This is a genomic window from Bacillus salacetis, from assembly GCF_049177075.1.
Taxonomy (GTDB): domain Bacteria; phylum Bacillota; class Bacilli; order Bacillales; family Bacillaceae_B; genus Rossellomorea; species Rossellomorea salacetis_A.
On record NZ_CP185377.1, the window covers coordinates 3,982,241 to 4,006,079 of the forward strand.

At 43.4% G+C, this 23,839-nt stretch carries 10 protein-coding genes; 5 read left to right on the forward strand and 5 right to left on the reverse strand.

The features are described 5' to 3' along the window. Positions 1 to 153: 153 nt before the first annotated feature. From ACOJQI_RS20645 to ACOJQI_RS20655, 3 genes are all read right to left on the reverse strand, one after another. Complete coding sequence (locus tag ACOJQI_RS20645) at positions 154 to 2,637, reverse strand: cell wall-binding repeat-containing protein (RefSeq protein WP_421381639.1); 2,484 nt, start codon at positions 2,635 to 2,637, stop codon at positions 154 to 156. A 793-nt stretch (positions 2,638 to 3,430) separates the two neighbouring features. Beyond that, positions 3,431 to 3,613: a hypothetical protein gene (locus ACOJQI_RS20650; RefSeq protein ID WP_421381641.1), complete on the reverse strand. Its 183-nt coding sequence runs from the start codon at positions 3,611 to 3,613 to the stop codon at positions 3,431 to 3,433. 376 nt (positions 3,614 to 3,989) lie between these two features. Next, positions 3,990 to 10,688: a cell wall-binding repeat-containing protein gene (locus tag ACOJQI_RS20655; RefSeq protein WP_421385528.1), complete on the reverse strand. Its 6,699-nt coding sequence runs from the start codon at positions 10,686 to 10,688 to the stop codon at positions 3,990 to 3,992. 270 nt (positions 10,689 to 10,958) lie between these two features. On the opposite strand from ACOJQI_RS20655, the gene ACOJQI_RS20660 reads away from it, so the two are divergent. Then, the gene (locus ACOJQI_RS20660; RefSeq protein WP_421381643.1) at positions 10,959 to 12,101 is read left to right on the forward strand and encodes a HupE/UreJ family protein; all 1,143 of its coding nucleotides are present in this window, start codon (positions 10,959 to 10,961) and stop codon (positions 12,099 to 12,101) included. Between the two features lie 89 nt (positions 12,102 to 12,190). Here ACOJQI_RS20660 and ACOJQI_RS20665 read toward each other — a convergent pair whose 3' ends face one another. Together ACOJQI_RS20665 and ACOJQI_RS20670 are read right to left on the reverse strand one after the other, a co-directional pair. Beyond that, positions 12,191 to 13,297, reverse strand: a complete 1,107-nt coding sequence (locus ACOJQI_RS20665; protein WP_421381645.1) for an acyltransferase family protein — start codon at positions 13,295 to 13,297, stop codon at positions 12,191 to 12,193. A gap of 310 nt (positions 13,298 to 13,607) precedes the next feature. Then, positions 13,608 to 19,085 carry a pullulanase gene (locus ACOJQI_RS20670; RefSeq protein WP_421381647.1) on the reverse strand — a complete coding sequence of 1,826 codons (5,478 nt, stop codon included), beginning with the start codon at positions 19,083 to 19,085 and terminating at the stop codon, positions 13,608 to 13,610. An 811-nt stretch (positions 19,086 to 19,896) separates the two neighbouring features. Between ACOJQI_RS20670 and ACOJQI_RS20675 the strand changes: the two genes are divergently transcribed. From ACOJQI_RS20675 to ACOJQI_RS20690, 4 genes are all read left to right on the forward strand, one after another. Next, a complete protein-coding gene (locus tag ACOJQI_RS20675; RefSeq protein ID WP_421381649.1) occupies positions 19,897 to 20,445 on the forward strand; it encodes a DUF4240 domain-containing protein in 549 nt (182 codons plus the stop codon). 142 nt (positions 20,446 to 20,587) lie between these two features. Then, positions 20,588 to 21,724, forward strand: coding sequence for a YARHG domain-containing protein (locus tag ACOJQI_RS20680; RefSeq protein WP_421381651.1), 1,137 nt, complete (start codon positions 20,588 to 20,590; stop codon positions 21,722 to 21,724). 1 nt (position 21,725) lies between these two features. After that, on the forward strand, positions 21,726 to 22,577 hold the full coding sequence (locus ACOJQI_RS20685; RefSeq protein WP_421381653.1) for an N-acetylmuramoyl-L-alanine amidase family protein: 852 nt from the start codon (positions 21,726 to 21,728) through the stop codon (positions 22,575 to 22,577). A 667-nt stretch (positions 22,578 to 23,244) separates the two neighbouring features. Next, positions 23,245 to 23,811 carry a DUF5317 domain-containing protein gene (locus tag ACOJQI_RS20690; protein ID WP_421381655.1) on the forward strand — a complete coding sequence of 189 codons (567 nt, stop codon included), beginning with the start codon at positions 23,245 to 23,247 and terminating at the stop codon, positions 23,809 to 23,811. Positions 23,812 to 23,839: the final 28 nt, after the last annotated feature.

Here is a 23,839-nt window from a genome sequence, read left to right on the forward strand (position 1 = left end):
GACGCATCGGCTTATGACCCGAGGGGCTGGCGCTGGCGCTGGATGAAGATATCAATCTTTGTTATCCACATCCTGAGACTTTTATAAGTTCCTATACAACAGAAAAGGTGCCGGGAATCCGGACACCTTTTGTTGTATAGAAATGAATCTTTTCTACTTACTTAACTGCTCTACAACTGATTGGTTAATCGCGTTCTCTCCGCCAAGGACGTTGAATTCATTAGCATTAAGGGCGTCGAGGGCAGCTTTTGTTTCATCAGGAAGCATACCTGGTTTCACAAGTACCATGGAGGCATTATGCTTAGCAGCCAGGACTGAACCTGCAAGAGCATCTGCAAAATCTGCACCTGTAGCTACATAGACGCGGTAAGACGGCATTAGTTCTTCCGCAATAACAGCTGCTGTACCATATCGATTTTCACCAGCATATCGTTCAGCAGAAGGAAGATTGCCAAATACCTTGGCATTTACTGCACTTGGACCGCCGACAACGATAGTATCTTCAACCCCTTTAAGGGCATTGCTTGTTTCTCTTGGAAGTTTGTCTTCCTCTGTCAACAGAATCGGATATCCGTTACGTGCAGCATAAGATGCTACGGCAAGGGCGTCAGGGAAGTTGTTCCCGTTAGCGACCACAGCCTTTTCAGGGGAACCGCCCATTCGTGCAGAAATATTCGCAGCTGTCTCCCAGCGATTTTCGCCGCCGATACGCTCAACATCAAGCCCCATTCCTTCAAGCTGATATCTTACATAATTGTCAACCGCTGTTGTTCCGCCAAGGATGATGACTTTTTTCGCGCCAAGACGTTTAATTTCTTCTTTCACAGAACCTGTCAATACTTCTTTATCTGTTAACAGCATTGGAGCATCCAGACTGTAAGCCAATGGAGCTCCTGCAAGAGCATCCGGGAACGCATCTCCGCGGGCAAGCACAACAGTATCAGCGCTTGTCCATCCTGCTTTTGAAACTTCGACTGCTGTTTCATAGCGGGTTTCTCCATGGATACGTTCTGTTCCTGCTTCTACTATACGGGATTCAATTTTCGGATCTACATTTGCATGATTTTCAAGGTATTCCATGAATACTTGATAGTCAACAAAGAACAGCTCCTTCATACGCCCGTCTTCTTTCGCTTTACCGAACGTCTCATATCCATCACCGCCGCCAGCTATATAAGCATTAGTAGCAACTGTATACATTTTATCAAGATCAATAGGTTCATAACCTTTATCAGATTTTACTTTTACACTTGTAACACGTTCACCTTTTGGAAGTTCTGCATCATAAGCAAATTTCATTCCTGCAACTTGCGGGAAACGTCCAGCAATGTTCTCAATATCACTTACTCCGTTTTCAAGGGCAGCAATGATTTCTTCTCCAGTTAAATCAAGTGTAACCAATGTGTTTCCAAATGGCATTGTAGTCAGGACTTCTTCCATTGATATAGGGCCGGCATCGATTGACGCACGGATCCCTCCTGCATTTTGGATCGCAATGGTGGCATTTCCGCCATTCTGCTGGGCTTTTTCAAGCATGGAGTCAGCAATCAGATTACCTAAGTTGGTTTCTCCTAAACGGACACTATTACGCTCACCGTTCAGGAATGTTGCTGAAGAACCAACAATTGTTTGCTTCATTTCTTCGATTGGTCCTTTCAGCTCGTCAAGTGCTGCCTGTGCTTCAGGATCTGCTTCGATTACATAGTTTTTGTTGGCATCTTGTGCGTTAAGATCTATTAAGGTTTCATCCCATGAACCATCAACAAGAACCCCATTTTCATCGAATGATACTTGAAGATCTCCAAGATAGTTGCTGTACTCATTCGCCTGCACCACAATTGTTGGCTCAGCATTTACATCATCTTTCTCAATCTCGACCGCTTCTGATAGTTTCGTATGACTGTGCCCGCCGACAATAACGTCAATGCCGTCGACACTTTCACCGAGTGTTACGTCATAGTTGTATCCAAGATGAGTCAGTGCGACAATCTTATTGATGCCCTCAGCTTCAAGCATAGCAACTGTTTCTTCAGCTTTTTGCACATAGTCTTCAAATACGACTGTATCCCCAGGACTGGAAAGAATGGCTGTCTCTTCAGTAGTCAGACCGAAGACACCCACTTTTTCCCCGTTCACTTCCAGAATGGAAGCAGGATAAACTTTTCCGCCTTCCCCTGGCTTCCCGATTTCATTTTGAACTAATGGACTGATGTCTGCATTAGCACTGAAATCGATATTTGAGCTTAGAATAGGGAATTCAGCTTGTTTAATGAAATTTGCAAAGGCTGCAGGACCGTCGTCGAATTCGTGATTACCTGGAATCATCGCATCGTATCCGATCATGTTCATAAACTTTACGTCTGCAAGCCCTTTATATTTATTGTAGTAAAGAGTCCCTGAGAAGACGTCGCCCGCATCCAACAGTATGGAATTCTGGCGCTCTGCACGGAGGTCCTTAATCGCCGTGATGCGGCGTGCCACATTATCAAGATGTGCATGTGTGTCGTTGGTATGCATAATGGTCAGGTCAAAGTTATTTCCAGTCGCAGCTTCTGTATCTGCCGGTGATATTGCAAAAATTCCAGCTGCAAGTGCTGCGGTGGACAAAACTCCATATAATGGTTTTTTCATATTCATTCGTATCCCGCCCTTTGTTAATTTTAATCTTGCATCTTGAAAACCTCTTAATAAACTAATACGTGGAAGAATAGGATTTCCGTCATCTTATAACCCGGTTTCTATGTAACTAAAATCGACAATAGGACAGCCAAACTCCCGTTAGGCGGGTGTGTTCGGCACAGTTACAAGAATACTTGATTAAGAGATTTTCGTTTTATCACTTTAGAACCCCTTGTGATTCCTCCTCCTATATTCAGTTTTCCGTGAAAATTCCTACAACATCTACTAGTATAATACATATTTCTGCAAATTTCATAAATAATATGTAAAAATACCTATAATATTCCATGTTATTTCCTTCACAAACTCTTAATCTTTTTAAATCCGGTCTTGGAGACTGTGGATTCGGGTGGCTGGGAATGGCGGCTTTAGTTGGGGGAGGGTACTGCAGGGATTTAAGTGGATGCTGGACGGAATCATTTTAAGGACCATTATTTTCACTTCTTTTGATGCAAGAATAGATCCTCTTAAGGGCATTATTTTCTTTCCGACTCTCTTTTAATGATGGTAAAGACCTTCTTTGGCGGCATCATTTTCTACCCGCTCGTCTTTTGATGACGGTATAGACCCTCTTTGAGGACATCATTTTCAATCAGCTCCTCTTTTGATGCGGGCATAGACTCTCTTTGGCGACATCATTTTCAATCAGCTCCTCTTTTGATGCGGGCATAGACTCTCTTTGGCGACATCATTTTCAATCAGCTCCTCTTTTGATGCGGGCATAGACCCTCTTTGGCGACATCATTTTCAATCAGCTCCTCTTTTGATGACGGTATAGACCCTCTTTGGCGACATCATTTTCAATCAGCTCTTCTTTGATGTTGGTAAAGACCTTCTTTGGCGGCATCATTTTCAACCCTCTCCTCTTTTGATGCTGGCATAGACCCTCTTTGGGAGCATCATTTGCCTCCCGCTCCTCTTTTGATGATGGCATAGACCTTCTTTGAGGACATCATTTTCATCCCGCTCGTCTTTTGATGACGGTATAGACCCTCTTTGGCGACATCATTTTCTCTTTTTCTGCTTTTTGTGTACCTTGCTCCTCGAGCAAGAGACATCATTTTGTCTTTTTCAGCTTTTGATGTACCCCACTTCCCGAGCGAGAGACATCATTTTCTCTTTTTCTGCTTTTGGTGTACCCCGCTCCCTGAGCGAGAGACATCATTTCCTCTTTTTCAGCTTTTGATGTACCCCGCCCCCTGAGCGAGAGACATCTTTTTCTTTTTTTTAGCTTTTGATGTACCCCATTTCCCGAGCGAGGGACCAGCAAAAAAACCCCGCTCTCAACGAGAGCGGGGTTTGTGAATCTATTATTTTACTAACTCTTCAATCTGTGCTTTCACTGCTGCTGAAATTGCGTTTTCACCGCCAAGGATTTCTGTTGACTGGATTGCCGCATTTTCCATGATGGCTGCTGTTTCTGCAGGGAGTTTGTCTTTGCGGGTCAACACCATCGTGCTTCCCGTTTTCGCTGCATATGCAGAACCGGAAAGGGCATCTGCAAATTCTTCACCAGTAGCCACTACTAATTTAGCAGGCTCGATATTGAAATACTCAACAAAGTTCGCTGCTGTTTCATAGCGGTTTGCACCACTGATTCGAGTCTTGAATTTATTCGGCAGTTTTGTAAACACGTCATTTGATACTGCCGCTGTTCCGCCGACAACAATTACCTGTGGAATTCCTTGTAGTGCATTAAGGGTTTCTTCTGGCAATTTATTGTTTTCTGTCAGGAAGATTGGATAGCCATTTTCTGCTGCATAAGAAGCGATTGCTAATGCATCGGGGAAGTTTTTCCCATCCACAACAAATGCTTTCTTAGGAGCAAATAGCTGCTTGCCTACTTTTGCTGCTGTAGCATAGCGATTATCTCCTGCAATACGCTCAACAGTGATACCTTTGTCTGCCAGTGTCGTAGCTGCTGCTGCTGAAACTGCTGACTTTCCACCAAGGATAATCACTTTGCTGGCACCCAGGCGTTCAATTTCCGCCATAGTAGCAGGATCGATTGCTGCTGACTTCGTTAAAAGAATCGGAGCATCGAATCTCTTCGCCAGTGGAGTCCCCACAAGAGCATCCGGGAATGCATCACCACGGACCAATACTACTGTGTCAGCACCTTCAGTCCAACCTTTTTTAGAAATCAAAGCGGATGTTTCATAACGGTTTTCACCATTTACACGTGTTGCGATTTCTTTTTCAGGACTATCTCCAGCTGAAGCAAAATCATCTGCTCCGCGAGGTTTTAATTGGTAAGTACCGTTGAATTCACCAACAATACCTCTTACATCCACTTTATCTCCATTGGCAAAAGCAAAGTCTGCAAATTTCAAGCCTGAACGGTTATCTACACGCACAACGATAGATTGTCCATCTTTTGTGGCTGTAAATTCAAATGTTCCATAGTCGTTTGTTTGTGTTAATTCAGAGATGGTTGCACCCTGAATCATAACAAGTTCACCTTCTGCGTCTTCATTGATCTCAGCAGGAGTCAGTACTTGATACTCAGGCAAAGTCCCGTCTCCGAGAATTTCAATTGCTGAAATGTTGGATAGCTGGAATTCACCATTGTACTCAGCTGTAATACCTGTAACCGTTACGTGGTCTCCAAGCTTCACGTCGCTGTTCGAACCTTGGTATACATAAGTTCCGCCGCTGTTATCCTGTACGTAGAATGCTTTTGAGCCCCATACTCCTGGTGTAGATGTAACAACACCTTCGATTTTCACTTCCGCACCAAGTTCTTTAGCTCGCGCTTCAGAAATGGATACTTGCTCAACTTCTGGTTCCGGCTCAGGTTCAGGAGTCGCTTCAACTGCTGCAACGTCTTCAACTTGACGTACTTTTACCTGGTAAGTTCCGTTGTAGTCGGATGCAATACCTGTTACATTCACTTTATCTCCTACAGCAAAACCAAAGTTATCAGATGAAAGTCCACTTCGATTGTCTACACGAACATCAACTGTTTCTTCACCTTTCTCAATTGAGAATGTAAAAGATTTGTATTGATCTGGAGTTCCGATTTCTTTAATCGTTGCTTCCTTCACTGATACTAGCTGGCCTTCTGTTTCTTCATTTACTCCGGCCGGTGTTACTTCAAGTGCTGCCGGCACTGTATCAACACCTGTTTTCTCAATGAAAGTCAGGTTGCTGACTTGGAATTCTGCATTATATTCCGCAGCTGTACCTGTCAGTACAATATGATCACCGATTTGGACATCGAATTCATTTTGGAAAACGAATGTTCCTCCTGTGGAATCCTGCATGTAGAAGGACTTCTTGCCCCAAGCATTCGCTCCAGTTACAGTACCTTCGATTGTTACCGTTTCACCTGTTTTTCCACGTGCCTCTGAAATCGAGATTGTTTCCTTCGTGATTACTTTAGAAAGTTCACGTGTATCACGTACACGGATACGCTTTCCGTCACTGAAAGTGCTTGTTATCCCGATTGCTTCAAGAGTTTCACCAACTTCAAGTGCTGGAACTGCTCCTGTTTTTTCTACGATATATCCATCAGTGAATACAAGGATATCGCCGCTGCCATCATTGATGACGTATGACTTTTCGTCATATTTGCTTACCACTTTACCTGTTACTTTTACAAGCTCGCCCTGGTTCTCTTCAAGAGCTGCTTCACTAGTTGTCATCTCAGCAGGTGCCACTGGCTCGCCTTCACCGATTTTAATGACATCTTGTTCAAAGCTGCCGAATTCAAGCTCAAGGTCGCCTTCAAACATTTTGATTTTTCCGTATACGCGTACCTTGTCTCCAAGTTTCAACGCATTTTCATCCGGAATTTCTTTATAAGCAAAGATACCGCCTGTTTCGTCCTCAATGTAGAATGCATCGAAGAATGTAGCTGTATCACTTGTTACTGTTCCTTCAACGACTACGGATGTCCCGTTTGGAAGATCGCGTGCATCGCCAATATTTTCAACTGTAACTTCACGGTCAGCCAACCAGTTGATGGAGTTAAGCGCCATTTCATCGTTACCTTTTGGCTCGTATCCTTCATCTAATTGCTTATCATTGAAGATGTTCATACCGGAAACAACAATTTTTCCGTCGCCAATCGTTTCAGAAGCGATAGCTGGAATAGCAGATCCGCCTGTCTCGTCAGATACTTTGTCGTATGTGTATCCGCCGCTCACATAGTTTTGATATGTTGTTTCATTACCATGTGCAAGAACTGTTACCGTATCACTGTTTGTTAGTGGTTCGTTACCTACTTTATAGAGAGACGCCCCGCTGTAGTAATCAACGAATGATACTTTATCAGTGATATAGTTGTTTACTGGGTCTGGATATAGTCGTACCGCAAAAGGCGATTGACTTGGGTTACTCCAGAAGTTCCCATGCTCACTTACATCAAAAATCCCATCATTACTAATCTGAATTTCTGATCCCATTTGTTTCAGGAGATCATTATTAATCTCAATGTCTTTATTATTGTGGTTACTCTTACCTGTGAAAAATGCAGATCCACCATTTTGAACAAATGCGCTAACTGCTGCATTTTCATCGGCAGTCAGGTCTTTGCCATTCGGCTGAGTCATGACAAGCACATCCACAGTAGATAGTAATTCAGGAGTCAATGCCTCCGTGTTTTCAATCACTTCATATCCTTCATTGCGAAGGTCTGTTTTAAATGTCCCAAGGTTGTTTGCATATTTTCCTGGATCTGTAGATGTGTTGTCATTGTTATGACTTGCATCCACTAATACTGTGATACCAAGAGGTTCTTTGACAACAACTGTTTTTTCATAACGGTTATCCGCTGCAACATCTGTTCCAGGAGCATCGAATACCGCAATGATTTTGTGCTCTCCGCCTACAGGAGATGACCACTCTACAGCAGCTGTCTGAACTGTTTTTGGAGCTAAACCTGTAATTGTTTTTGTGCCAATATAATTCGCTTCTGTAACATCATCATAATAGAATTTGACATCTAAAGAGTCGATTTGTTCTGTCCCCAGATTCGTGATACCAGCTTCCAATTTTACAGGAGTTCCGCTGATGATCGTTTCCCCGACTACACCGATACCGCTGATTTTCACATCATATGGTACTTCTTGCGACCAGATTGGTGCAGAGTAGATTCTCTCTCCATCTGCCTGTGTCACACGTACAACGAACCATTGCTGGCCGGATACTTTAGCCGTTGGAGTCCAAGTGAATTCCTTTGTATTTGGTGTCAGTGTATCAACAACTTCTTGTCCGTTTGTTAAAAGCTCAACTTTTGTAACGGTATCATCTGACTTATAGTCAGCTTCAAGATAGTCATATTCAGGCATACTTCTGTCTTCGGCAACCAGGTCGTTTCCGGAGATTTCGAAATTAAGAGTTTCTCCTTCTACTGTTGCACCCATATAAAGACCGTTCGCTTTAAAATCAAGAGTCGCATTAGGGTCCTCGGACATATAAAGGCGAAGGTTTCTCATTGAATTTAAAAGAGAGGGTTCAGAAAGATCGTTTGAAACGATTACTGTTCTGACATTTGTTTCTCCCCATGTAGCATCATGGTTATCTTCCCCATAAGTAGGAGCAACGTGCCATCCTAAATCAAGGGCATTGAAGAAAATATCCTCTTGGTTGTCATAAGAATAATGACCAGAACCATTTCCTACTTCAATCATTGTAAATAATTGATCGACACCCGCATCATATGGCATGAAACCATTGAATGCTCCTTCAGGCCAGCCAGGATGGTTAAACTGCGCTGCGATGTCATCATATTGAAGGATCCACGCATAGTACTCATTCAGGTTTTGGTACTTTCCACCGTTTTGTTTACGGTCGATGAAGTTGTCTGTTCCAAATACATTTGAGTGACCCCAAGTAGTGGATGTCATTTCAAATGCAGGGAATACAGCAAATTCGTCATTTGTATATTGTTCAGCCAAGGCTTTTGTATCCTGCCACTCTTTGCCGCCTGTACGCTCAGGCATACCGTTGTTATCAACAGTATCTTTGTCGATCAACTCTGGATCGATATCATGGGAGTGGTCAGAGAAAGCAAACCAGTCATACTGATATTTCTTTGCTGCAATCAGAGCTTCTTCCGGTGTACCGGATCCATCATGAGAAATGTTTGTGTGGTTATGAGTTGATCCGCGATAATGATTACCACCAGCGAATGCTTTTACCACTTCAAACGTCCATGTATGTTCTGAAGAGTTGCCTTTTGTATCTTGAACAGTTACGACAACTGTATGCTGACCCACTGCCAATTCTGTAGCAGGAGTATAGGAAACAATTCCTCCAGCGAATGTCGCTTGTCCAGTTACGTCAGTACCATCTACGGTTACAGTGATAGAAGATTCATCCACACCGCTTGGATCTTCGATTGCCGCGGTGATAGCAGGCTGTTTGTTTTCTACCATAGAAAGGTTCATAGGTGTTTCCCTGCTGACAGCCGGTCCTTCTGTATCTTCAGAAACAGTTACAGTCATTGGTTCAGCTGCTGAACCGACATGTTTCGTTTCTTCACCCTTTACAGATTCAATATAATAATCGAATCCTGCAGCAGGAACCTCACTTGCTGATAGAGTAGCAGAGTAAATGTTTTCCTCTTGACTCTCCATTACTATCGCGCTATAATTTTCACTTCCTGTTGCACGGTAGTAAAGTGTTACGGTTTCAGCACCTTCTGCCATTGCTGTAAAAGTAACATCATTTCCACTGTACACATCTGTGATCGCTTGATGAGTCAATGTGAACGGCTGTACTTCCACTACATCATCAGCAGAACGCGGCATCACTTGATAACCGGATTCATATGGTGATGAACTATCATACTGACCAACAACCCCTGTCAGCTGATAGGTTTTCCCTTGTATGAATGTGGAAGCCACATTGATTTTCGTTGCTGACTTGACACGCGCTGTGACCAGCTTGCCGTTCTCATCTTGAAGAGTCACGTTAAGATCGCCAGTTCCTGATTGAACATCAGATGCTTTCCCAACGATGGTCACAAGGCTACCTTCAAGTGCTTCAGCTGTTGCATAGTCATTTAGACCTGCAATGGTTGCATCTTTTGGAGCCGGCACTTCTGCTGTACCTGTTTTTGTAATGGCAGAAGGTGAAATTTCTGTTAACCCATTATAGAAAATGACTTCACCTGTGACTTCAATTGTGTCGCCGATGCTGTATGTACCCTCAGCGATTACACCATCGTACAGGTTCACGCCCCCAGTAGCATCTTGTACATAATATTCTTTTGAACCAAAAGCTGCAGTGACAGTGGCAGTGAATTTAACGTGACTGCCGATTAATGAAGGTGTTCCTTCAGCATCGTTTGCGCGAATTTGGTCGATTGTAACTTCTTTTACCTCTCCGTCTGCTGGAGGAGGTGTTGTTCCGCCGTCTGTATCGCGGGAGTTTTTCGGTGTAACAGGGCTAATAGCTGAAAAATCCGTCGAATTATTGTCAGTATCAACATTCACATCATTCCGCTGGGCACTTTTTTCAGCAGAAAGAGATGGAGTTGCACCGCTTCCTTCGTATTCGTTGGCATCACCGTAACCGACAAAATCTACGATATCACTATCGTTCTTATCCGTAATTGCATCTTTATTGCTTGCCAATGCGACTTTAGCACTAGAAGCACTCATGGAAGTATTTCCTGTCGCATCTGGAGTAGGAAGGTCTAATGTTCCCCCGTTCCCAGCAGCTTGTTGAATTAGGTAATATCCTTTTGCTGGTATCGTTCCTGCCAATGAAGTCGGAGACCATGAGGTTCCTGACTTAGAAGCATACTGAACCGACCAGCCATCAAGACTGATAGCAGCATTCGTAGGATTATAGAGCTCGATAAAATCGTTCTTATACTCTGCGCCGCTGTTTCCGCCGCCGCCATATACTTCACTGATGACCACATTATCACCAGTTGTGGAAGCCTTTGCTTTGCCAGGAAGCAAACTGCCCGGCAGTACAGCACCCGCTACCACTAAACCGGCTAATGCGGTATTCGTGACCTGCTTGAAACGTTTTTTGTGTGACTTTTTCACCAAAACGTTATTCCCCCTTTTTTCTATAAATCTGTAAAATTGCACAACAATTAGATAATACCTTACTGCCCGACTGTTTTCTACAAAATTTTTCAAAGATTTACAAATCCATTACAGAAACTTTACCGTTCTCTCTTGAAAACCCTTTCATAACAGTGCTGGTGCTAATTCTTGCTCTTTAGTGGTACTTTTAACCAAAAAAATTACAGAGACATACTTTACGGAATGTAGTAGATTAGTATTTGTGAGTTAAATAGAAGGGGTGCAAAAATGAAGAAATTATCTATTAACTTTGTATTAGTGATGACCTTAGTCCTGATGGTATTGCCCTTAGGCTCAAATACAGCATTTGCCCATCCATACAGCGCAAGCTTCACAACCATTACACCTGCATCGGATGAGACAAAAGTGCAATTTTCCATCGACACACTTTCTATCATTGAATTCATTGAGTCTGATGAGCCTCATATTGAAAAGGAAGAGTTGGAAAGCAAAATGGATTCCATCGTGGAATGGGTGCAATCCAACTTGGTTCTAAAAGCAAATGGAGAAGTAATAGAAGGAAGTTTGCAAAATTGGCATATGGAAGAGAAAGAAGATCATAAGGAATTCGTTACAATGACCCTCTCTTACCCTGGTGTATCAGAAGGTGACTCTTTGTCACTTAATGACCAATTTTATATTGAAGATAACAACACCCGTTACGCTAACTTCCTGACTGTACGACATGGAAAAGATGTCAGCCAGCTTGTCCTGCAAGCTGATAACCGGGAATGGGCTACTCTCGTAACTGGAAACTATATAGCTCAGGAAGATGCTGCCCCAAGTGGTGAAGGACAGGCTGCAGGTCAGGAACTAAAAGGGGAGTCGACCTTTGGATCCTTTTTCAGCTTTGGGATCCACCACATTTTGACGGGATATGACCATTTATTGTTCTTACTCGTCTTGTTATTACGAAAACAAACGGTTAAAAATATTATTGGCGTTGTAACAGCCTTTACGGTTGGACACAGTATCACGATCGCTCTTGGACTTTTGGATATCATTAACCTTCCATCTCAATTGGTAGAAAGTATCATTGCATTGTCCATCGTATACGTCGCAATTGAAAATATCTTTAAAAAAGAAGTATCTCACAGATGGATACTTGCCGGCGGTTTTGGCCTGATCCATGGGCTGGGTTTTGCAGGACTGCTTCAGGAAGTGGATATTCCAAAGGGAGAGTTCGCTGCTTCACTACTCGGTTTCAATCTGGGAATCGAAGTTATGCAGCTGGCACTTGTTGCTGTTGTATTACCGATTATCATCTACCTGCAAAAGCAGAAGTTCAACACCAAATTCATTTATTCTACATCCCTGCTCGTTGCCATTGTCGGAGCATTCTGGCTGGTTCAGCGCGTATTTGGATTGTGAGTGACTAATTACCAAAAGCCAGTTTCTCTCCTCAATAGAGAAACTGGCTTTTTTTGCGGGACGGTTGGTTGCGGATTCAAATTCCCCCCTTATACAGCTTGAGTAGCTTTGCTTCCTGGAAGGAGCTGGCTGCCTTCTGGAACAGATGGCTTATCTTTGATGATTAAGTTTTTGAGTTTACCCGTTAATGGCTTTTCAATAAAGGAATGAACGAGGCAGCCAAAGAACGTGATGATCACCAAAAGGCTTATACTTGTCACGACTGGTCCTGCTGTATAAAAAACATTCAGTCTGCTGAAAATCTCTGAAAATGTATTAAGGACAAGATTATGGGCCAGATAGATTGATAATGAAGCATTCCCCAGATAGTTGAGGGCCTTTGGAATCTTTATTTCCTTTTTCATATCAATCGACGCTAAACCATAGATAATGAACAGGGATGATAGCCCTGTATATAAATCATAATAGTTATTATTCAAAACAGGGTGCAGGTAGTTAAGCCACGTAAGCGGAAAACCGGCGAGTCCTATGATGACCATCGCAGCTGACACGATCATGGACGGGCGGAACCATGTCACTGCATAGGCGCAGAGCATTCCTCCAAGAAAGATAAGATTATACTGATAGAAGAAAAAATATGGAATGAAATGTTCAGACCATATAACATTAAATGCGAAACCGATTGACACCATGGCCCATACAGTCAAAAAGATAGTAGATAAGATCTTCTTTGAAGAAAACATGATCATGAAGATGAAATAAAAATAGACCGTATAAACCAGAGACCACGCAACATCCAAGACAGGCTTTACTCCATCCACCTCTGGTATGAGCAGGAAAGAATGAACAATCGTATTGTAGTTGATTTCATACCCGACACCGAGGTACGGAAAGAAAATGAGTACCGGAATGGCAATGAGCGTCAGAACAAAGTAAACAGGATAAATCCGGACAAACCGGCTTTGCATAAATCCCTTTAGATGGCGCGGCTGCCCTAGTTTCTTTTGATAAATATAAAACAACATAAATCCCGACAGTGCAAAGAAATAATTTACCCCTCCTGAAATCGGCAGTGAAGATAAGCCCAGTAAATTATAATTCCAATAACCATTCATATTCACCGAAACATGAAACAACATGACCATAACCGGGACGAGGGCCCTCGATAATTGAATTAACACCAATCGTTTCCTCAATCTCTCTCAACTCCTTCGAAGAATCAGCGTTCAATATCATTCATTATAATACATTATTTGTTCATTATAAAGAATTTTGACTCGTTGTGTCGAAGGGTTGTTTCCAGTGTGCGGTCGTTCCTTGGGATTTATCGGCGGTTTAGTTTGTTTTATCGGCGATTTTCGGAATTTATCGGCGTTTCCGGATGCTTTATCAGCGATTTTCATCTTTTATCGGCGATTCCCCAATGTTTTTCGGCGAACAGACAAAAACCGGCAAAAATCCACAATCAAAATGGCCACCTCAGAATAGAGGTGACCCTTTGACTAACTAGTTCTTTTTCCCTTTACCAGGATGCTTCTTCCCGCTGCTCTCTCCCACTTTCACCACCACAGTAGTCAAAGGCTCGATGGAAATTCCGCCGGCGGTCAAGCTGAATCCATTTCGCTTGGAAACTTCCTTCACGCCCGCCTCATCCTGATCCACCAGCACTTCCGCACCAGTCAGGTCTTCGTTCAGCGTTAAATTTCTCGACTTAGAATCTGCGTTAATGAACACGTGGTACACATCGCCATTAGTTGCTTTGGCCTGATAGGCAATCAGTAAATCCTGGTCCTTGATTTCAGGTGCGTCAAGCAACGTGACGTTCGCATCGACTAATTCTTTTGAGCCTAACCGGAACGCATCCGTTGAACGGCGCAGCTTGATCAATCCTGAAGTGTACTCTCTTGTTACATTGTTAATTGGGTACAGCTCTTCGTTCGTTGCTTTTTCCCAATCGAATCGGTTGATAATATCGGACGAATCGTATGAGTCGTGGATGAAGTACGGATATTTGAACGGCTTTCCATTTTCGTCTGTCATATGAGTAGACTTGTATGGAGCCGTTTCCGCTTCCGTTCTCCACTGTTTCGTCCGCCCGTATTCCTGTCCGGAGTGGATGAATGCCGTACCTTGAGAAGTCAGTACCATGGCGTTACCAATCCTGATCCGCTTATGAATCTCCATGTTGTTTTCCGGAACATCCGGATCTTTTTTGATTGATTGTGCGATAACATCATACAGCGTCAGGTTATCGTGAGCCGCAATGTATTGAACGACATCGCCAGGCTGGTCGGCAGTAAAGTTATGCGGCTGGGCTTTGATATTGTCAAAGATCTGCCCAATGTCTCTTGCTCCACCCGTCAAGAATCTCGGCTGCCCTTCGCTTCCGAAACCTGATTTCAGTTCATTACGGAACTCATCGGAGAAACTTCCGACCGCTTCTGTGTCCTTCATCCAGTCCTGGTCAGCCGCTTTTACCGGCTCGCCTTCATCTCCTGCATACGTTCTCCAGCCTTCTCCGATCATGACAAGATTCGGGTTGACCTTTTTCGCTTTATCAAATGCTCTTTGAATGCTTTCCGCGTCATGGTCCCCCATCATATCAAAGCGGAAGCCGTCGACTTTGTATTCGTTGACCCAGTGCATAATTGAATCTTCAAGGATTCTTCTGGACATTTTATGAGTCGTGCCCAAACGTCCGCCGCCGAAGCTGGATCTTGGCGTGCCGTCTGCATCCATGAAGTGGTAATAGTTTGGTACAAGGTCTTCAAAAATGGAAACCTGTGCCGTGTGGTTGTAGACGACATCAAGGACGACACCCATGTCACGCTTATGAATCTCTTTGATCAGCTTCTTGAACTCTTTGATTCTCTTTTCCGGATCCTCAGGTTTTTCTGAGTACATGCCTGTTAAAGAGAAATAGCTCTGCGGGTCGTAGCCCCAGTTATAGTTCGTTTCTGTAGAGGCATACTCAAGCATTCTTTCATCTTTTTCAAACTCATTGGTGAAATAGTAGCTCATCACCGGAAGCAGCTGGATGTGCGTGACACCCAGTTCTTTAATGTAATCCAGTTTTTCGACGAATGCGGCAAAGGTACCGAACTCGTGCTGGAGTTCATCTGCGATGTTCGGATCGGATGTGAAATCGCGAACATGAGCTTCATAGATGATGGTATCTTCACGCTTTTCATAGCCTGGAATGTCGGCAAAATCAAGCTTCGGTGCCACCCTTGAAACATCGACAATAGCCGCTTTTCCGACAGGATCGCCGGACTCGCTGCTCCAAGCTGCCATGGACTGAGCGTAAGGGTCCAATACCAATTTCGTTTCCTCGCCATGAGTGACTTGGTAATGATAGTAGTAACCTCTGTGATTTTGGACACCCGTATTTTTCTTAGAAAGAGTCACGGACCAAACACCGCGGTCGCCTTTTTCCATCTTCACTGTTTTGACCACTTTATGCTGGTCTTTTTTATCATAGAGGACAACGGAAACATCATCCGCTTTTGGAGACCAAACCCTTAGCGTCGCTGAACCATTTTTATGAAGCTCTGCGCCAAGTTCTCCGTCATAGCCGTATATTTCATCGATCAGCTTCCAGCCGGAATTGACGGTTATGGAGCGGTCAGCGTACGTGACTGTATATGGAAGCTTTTCAATATCGAATGTGCCGTGAAGGTTGATTTTCTCAGGACCTTCCAGTGAGATGTCTGTAACCGCGACATCACTGCCATCTTTGTCTTTCACAGAAATCTTCTCTTTCAGTTCCTCGACTGTTAACCCTTCCGTTTTGGTAAAAGTTAAGCTGATTAATTCGTCGGAAAGGGCCTCGCCTGAAAGAAGCGCACGTTTTACTGTTCCATAAGGGTTCGTGTACACCTTATCCTCGCCTTCTTTTACAAATACCGTGTTATATTGGTCAAGCATTTCAAATGACATGTCTTTGGTCTGGGCACCGGTGTTTTTGTTCACAAACAGGAAGCTGATTTTAGAAGCATTCTCTTTCAGCTTGATGTCGTAATACGCACCGAACTTGCCTGCTCCCGCTTTGTCGGCTGCTCCGTTCGGCCAGCCGTCAGATGGTGCCGCGACATCGTCCCAGTTCCAAAGCCCCCATCCGTCGTAGTCTCCGTTTTCACGCTCATAGTAAATGCGGATTGTATCTTCAGGAAGGTCTGCTGGTTCATATAAAAACACTTCGTCAGATCCTTGCTCAACCCAGATTTCATTCATGTCAGGTGAAGATAATTCGATCGTTTTATCTCCGCCGTCTTTTTCACCGTTTGTTCTATTTAAAACAAGGAAACCGATATTTTTTGAATCAGAATTGATTTTGACATCGACATACGCACCGTACTCTGTCACACCGTCAAACAGCGTTCCGCCTGCCGGCCAGTTTTCAGAAGGTGCCGCAACGTCTCCCCACAACCAAACGCCAAGGTTCTCGTAGCTGTTATCAGTTCGCTGATAATGGATGCGCAGTGTATCTTCGCCGATTTCACCAGCATCGCCAGGTTCCTCGACAGGGACTCCGCCTTCCACCGTTAATAGCGCTGTCCCGCCGTCTTCCATTGAAGGAATGGTGAGGCTTGCTTTTCCGTCGGAAGATGTCGTGTACGTTTTATCAGAATAATGATCCGTCACCACTGCGTCAGCTAAACCGAAATTGACTGATGCTTCTTTCGCTGCAGCTCCTGTGTTCAACGCAACGTAAGCATTTTCTTCATTATAGCTTCGTTGGAAAACAAGATACTGCTCGCTGTCAGAGCCCGCGATTTTGCTGCGCTCTCCTTTGGCAAAAATGTCTGTGTAGGCATTTCGGAAATTCAGTACTTTTTGATAGTGTGATAGCACTTTGTTTCCTTCTACATCATCCCATGGCATATTCTGACGGTTATCATAATATGGATAATTGTTTTTACCAGGAAGGCCTAGCTCTTCTCCATAATAGATGACCGGCTGTCCTTTAGCCGTCAGTTGAAGCGATGCCGCCACCTGATATTTCCCAAGGTCGCCTTCCACTGCTTCCAGGAATCGGTCTTCATCGTGGCTTCCCAGGAACTGTCCAAGGGTAGCATCATTGGAAATTTCTTGGTTGCGGCTTTCTAACTCAGACTCGACCGCATTCAAGCTTCCATTGGCGAAATCACTCGCCAAATTTTTAAAATCAAAATCCAGCAATGAATCCATCATGCCTGAATTCAGGTAGCCGCCGTCATCATCAACACTTGCTCCCCAATATTCACCGATCATTTTATGATCAGGCTTGACTTTCGTTAACTCATTCTTGAATTTCATCCATGTTGTATCTTCAACATGTTTTACCGTATCGACACGGAAGTAGTCTATCGTATTTCCGTTTGCTGTTTTGGACTTTTCAATCCAGTCTGTCTGCCATTGGACAATCTGGTCACGAACGGCGGATTCTTCTGTAAGGAAGTCCGGAAGATCTGCAACTTCCCCACGGATTGTATCATCCCCGCCAGGACGAAGCATACCGTCAAACCGGGCCCGGTCTTCATCCGTTGGGAAGTTAGGGATGCCCGTTGTTCCCGCATCACTTTCTTTCAACCCATAACCCGTATGGTTCAACACAACGTCCACCATGATTTTGATACCGCGGTTATGCGCCTCGTCAATCAGCCTATGGAAATCTTCCATTGAACCAAAATGAGGATTCAGTTGGCCGAAGTTGTCCGCCCAATATCCATGGTAAGCATAGTATGGTGTATCTGGAGTACTATTTCTTACATCGTAATTGATGTTGTCAACGATCGGGCTGATCCAAAGCGTGTTGATGCCCAACTCATCAAGATAGTCCAGCTTTTCTGTGATTCCTTTAAAATCCCCGCCTTGATAGGTTCCCATTTTGGAAGTATCATAGCCGATTCCATAAGGATCATTATTGGAGCTGTCGCCGTCAAAGAAACGGTCGGTCAGCATGAAGTAGATGATCGATTCATCCCAATCAAAGTCCGCTTCCTCACCCGTAAACGTGCGGGCCTTCACCTCAAGGGATGCTTCTCCCTGATGGCTGTTTCCGTATTGGTCTACAACTGTAAGTGGCAGTGTTTTCACACCAGTGGTGATGTTTTGGTCAACCGCCACTGCCAATTCTTTTAGCTCAGGATCAACAGCAGCTTTTTCTTTTCCCCCGATGGCAGTCAGATCCATATACATTTCACGGACAGCAACCTCGGCGTCCGTTCCAAGATCTACCGTCACGACAGCATTTTCATTGTAGCTGACTGCTGCCGGCTTGGTTGTTCCTGTCACCTGGAAGTCTGCCACTTGGTATGTGACTGTGGACTTTCCGTCAACCGTATTGTAAGGGTCGGTGACTTCACTCGTAACCCCGTCCACTGTTACAAAGTAAGTATAAGTATGTTCACCTTCTGGAAGGTCGTTAACCGTGTAACTGAAATGTTCATTTTCCGGTTGGAATTGCATTTCATGGCGCTGGCCAAGAATTTCAAGCTCGACTTTTTCCACTGTACCCATGGCGTCTTGTTTGTATAAATCTTTGTCACGGAAAAAGAATGTTGCATTTCCATCCTCAACTACCGGACCAGAGCCGTCGGGAACTGTCTTGAATTCCATGACCCCGCTCTTAACATGAACCTTTGTGATAGGATCGTTTTTATTTAACGTAATAAAACGGTCAGCATTAACATCCTTCTGCGACCAGTCCGTACCTTTTCTAAGCACGAAACCGATTTGATCCACATCAGGACTTACCGCGATATTGAAAATCGCCTTTCCGTCTTTTACTTCTGTATAATCAATCTGGTCATCCTGGACCCCTGTTCCCCAAACCCACAGGTTCCAGCCTTCATAGTCCTTATCAGCCCGCTCATATGACAAGCTGACAGAACGGTCTCCAGTCTGCGCTTTTGCTGCCGGTATGTACCCCGCGAACATGGAAACGACAAGAATTAAAGATAAAAAGATGGCCATAACTCTTTGAGACTTGTTCCTCTGCATACCTATTTCCTCCCTTTGTTTGATTGTCAGTGTGTGAAACCGTTTGCACAAATACACAAAAACAAGTGCAGTTGTGAAACCGTTTGCGCAAAATTGCACAAAACATCTTCTCCACCTCAACTACACGGGACTTTCCTCTTATGCAAACGCTATCATACTACTTATATAATAAGTTACTATGAATTTTTTGACTAATCAACATTTTTTGGAAAGATAGTATTTTTGGACCATAGCCTGTTTTTCCCCAGGGTGAAAGACTATTCTTCTCCCTTCGCTTGAGTGAAGGAGAAAAGACTTTTCCTTGTAATAAAATTGGTAAGGAATAGTGAGATAGAGCTAGCAACGTAGTTTCTTCTAACTGAAATAGTGGGCAAGGAATTGTTTCCTGTTGGAATACATCCTCTTTTCTATCTGAAATCATCTTCAATCGTGCTGTAGTGTTAGAATACTCCTCTATTCCTACTGAAATCACATCCAATAATGCTTTAGTGTTTGAATACTCGCTCTTTTCTAACTGAAATCCTATTCAGTAGTGCTTCAGTGTTTGAATACTCGCTTTTTCCAACTGAAATCAGCTCGAATAGTGGTCTAGTGTTTGAATACTCCCTCCTTTCCAACTGAAATCATATCCAATTGTATGCGTGAGTTAGAATACGTCACATAAAATAGCTTTCCAATAGAATACTGCCTTTCTATATTGAGACTTCATAAATAAAGGCAATGTAAATTTTTCAAAAAGCAGGATTTCCACTTCAGCTTATGGAATAGTTCATTCAAATCCAATACAAAAACACAAAACGGAGGAACCAACATGGATAACAAACAATTTTGGAGTTTAATAGAAGAATCAAAAGATCACGAGGAGCAAGCAGAATGGCTGACGGAGGTACTTGGCGAGAGAGAACTCAGTGAGATCCTGGACTTCGAACTTCATTTCCAGACACTTATGAATAATAGCTACCAGTCTTCTTTATGGGCAGCAGCCTACATTTTAATGGGTGGATGCTCCGATGATGCTTTTGATTATTTCAGGGGTTGGCTCATTGGACAAGGTGAAGAAGTCTATCAAAGGGTGATGGATAACCCGGAATTCCTTGCTCAATATATCGATGAAGACAATCTGGACGAAGAAGGATTTCCCCAAAATGAGTATATCCTTTCCTCCGGCTTTGATGCTTACACGTTGAACAAGACCGGCGATACAGAGTGGAACGATGAATTGTACGACGAATTTTTAGAAGCGCTTGACAGCAAAGGCCTGAAGCCTGCAGATGATATAGAATTAGACTGGGAAGAAGAAGATTTAGAAGAGATGTTTCCGCAGTTGTGGAATAGGTTTGGAGAAGATCCGCTGGGATGATGCCGAAAGGGACAGTTATTTGTTTCAATTAAAATGAAACAGATGACCGTCCCTTTGCTGTTATAAGGCGAATAATTTGAAATTCCTTCCATATAATGAATAGATCAAAAGACCTGTGACTTGAGGAGGAGGTTTGCCTTTTATGCTTTTTTGCAAGGAGTGCGGAAAGAAATTAAAAGAGAACCAGCTATTCTGTAATGGATGCGGCAGACAAACAGCTCATTCCCCCACACCAAAAAGCCAAGAGATTGAACAGAAAACCCGGTACCAAAAGCCCGCGAGTTCATCATTAAACTTTAAGATTGTCCTTATTTGTTCCATATTCATTATCGGTGCATTTTTTGCCGGAAAATATTTCATGGGAGCCAAACCTGAAGCAGAAAAGGCGGCCAGCCCGCCAAGTCAGGTCCAAGCAGAAAAAACTGAACCGGAAGAAACCCAGCCGCCTGATGAACCCCCTCCACCGCCCGTTGAAAAAGAAGAAGAAGAACCTACAGACACCGATACCCAGACCACCATCACAGCCGATATACAATCAGAAGAGGAAGAAACTTACGAAGCAACAGCAGCGACAACAGCAGTTAATTCGGCTCACCCTGCGGATGATCTAACTGATGCAATAACCAAATTAAATGAGATCAAAATCCCTACTTCAAGCCGAGATATCTCATTGACATGGCAAGGACACAGCGAAGAAGACGGCTTAGGATTTATGGCGGTGGATATACCGGCGGAAGACCTACAGGGATTGTTCGACCTTTATGATCAAGGAAAGATCGACGTACTCAAAACCTGGGCAAAAAAAGTTTACGAAATAGTAGATGATGCCGGAACGAGATCAGGTAAAGAATGGAGTGTTTATGTTGGTGATCAATGTGTGGGCGCCCATCCTAAAACACTTCCTTCGGAGGATTTGATGAACTTTTCAGGTTCCTGTGGATACTCCATTCCTGTTTTAGGAGGCTTCAATAAAGCAAATTACACACTGATTTTAAATGAAAGAGTGTTTGGTGCAAATGAAGAGAAAGACATTATTTTACCAGACAGCAGTAGATATCCGCTGGCTGAGGCTGACATCCCTTTCGCAGATGATAAAGCAAGACTCCGGTTAGCAAGGAATGAAATCTTCGCTCGCCACGGATATATGTTTAAATCCGCAGACTTACAAGAGTATTTCTCAACGAAGGCCTGGTATTCACCAGATCCTGCTTTTGACGGGACGCTGAGTGATGTAGAAAAGCATAACGTGGCTTTAATAAAGAGATTAGAGGAACGCTGATTTGAAAAAAACAGGATATGTAGTTCTATTATTTATGGCCAGTGTTTTGTATTACCATTCCAGCATCGAGAAGCAGCCATCAAAACAGCCGGATGAAGCAGAGGTTTTACCAGCAAACAAAACAGAGGCAGTTGAAGAATTCGATATAATAGAAGAAACAAAAAAACTTACGCCCAGAAAAGAAGTTCCGGCCCTCCCCTCTTACTCTGATAAAAAGTTTCTCGTTTGTATTGATCCCGGCCATCAAGAAAAGGCAAACCTTGAACATGAACCCATAGGGCCGGGGGCAGCAGAAACTAAAATCAAAGTGAGCGGAGGAACAACGGGCGTCTCAACTGGCAAACCGGAGTATGTACTGGTTATGGAAATCTCTAATCTACTGAAAAGTCAGCTTGAACAGGAGGGGTTCGAGGTAATCCTCACCCGGCAGAGCCATGACGTCAACTTAAGCAACCGGGAGCGAGCCCAACTGGCCAGCGAAAATGAGGCAGATGTTTTCATCCGAATGCATGCGGACGGCGCAAATGATCCAAGTGTTCGAGGGTTTCATATTCTGACCCCTTCCAAGAACAGCCCTTATACAAAAGCAATCTTTGAAGACAGCGTAAAGCTTTCCAACTCTATCTTTAATGAGGTAAAATTCGTTCCCGAGGCTGACGCGAGAGGCATTACTTTTCGGGAGGACATTTCCGGATTTAACTGGTCAGAAGTTCCTGTAACCCTCATAGAGCTTGGTTTCATGACTAACCCTGAAGAGGATGAAAACCTATCTGATCCCTCATACCAAATGGAGTTGGTGAAAGGTATCGTGAACGGCCTTGAAGTCTATCGTGAAGGAGCTCTGCTTCAGTAGGGTGCCTTTTTTGTTTTACTGCCGCTGCGATACTAGGGTCGGTTACCTGCAGTTGCCAACTTATTAAATAGACCAATTCTTACTTCTTAGAAAAAAATATTGGTTCAGTTCCTCCTGGAATAGACCATGTTTTGAAATCAGCAGCTAAAAATTGGTTTATTTCCTCAGAGAATAGACCAATTCTTTGCTTCACCCAATGAATTTTGGTCTATTTCTCTAAAGAACAAACCAAATCTTTGCTTCACCCTCTAAACTTTGGTCCATTCCCTGCTTAAATAGTCCATTTTTATATTTCTTCAACGATAAATTGGTCCATTCCCTTCTATACCTTCCTGTACGCCCGCCTCTCTGCATAAGGAACACATTTGTAACAAACCTTCACTCTTTTTCCTTTATCAGTATAGTAGTAAGCTGCATTTTTGGGATTCTTATTACAAATAGCACATTTGGACCCTTTTGTTATCTTTTTGAACCATTGAATCATCACCTTTCCCCCCTGTACGTTTTAATTCACCTTTTTTGTTCATAGGTATATTTAACCATTTTATTATAATTATCCAAAAATACTAAACTCTTCCAATGTAATTTCGTTATAATAGATTTACACTATTTCGTATGAACTATTGTATCAGCGTTAAATTTTAACGTACAACTCGGAGGAACATATATGGTTTTTGATGGGATATTATTTGCAGTCATTGTCGGGTTCATTCGCGGAGGCAATTTCAAGAGATTTGGCGATCTGAGGTTTAAGATGGGGTGGATTTTCCCCTTGCTGCTGCTTATTCAAGTGGGCATTTTCTACTTTCAAAATAAGGTAGAGTTAATTGGTCAGTATAGTAATCTCTCATTTATGGCCGTGTATGTCGTTGGATTGGTTTTTCTTTGGCTGAATCGGGACCACCCCCATTTCACCATCATTTTCATCGGCGTCCTGTTGAATTTTGTCGTGATGGCTTTGAATGGCGGAAGAATGCCGGTTTCCATGGATGCTGCTTCTGTCATTGATCCAGCCTACATGGAAGCGACCAAGAATGCCCTGTACGCAAAACACACACTTGTGACGGAGTCCACGCTGCTGCCTTACTTAGGGGACATCATTCCTCTATCTGCGCCTTATCCGCGCGAGCAGGCCATCAGCATCGGTGACGTTGTAATGAACATAGGCGCCTTCCTGTTCATCCAATCCATAATGGTTGGAAAGAAAGATAAACTTACCACAAACGCTGCTTAAAAGGAGGTGAATTTATAATGAAAAACAG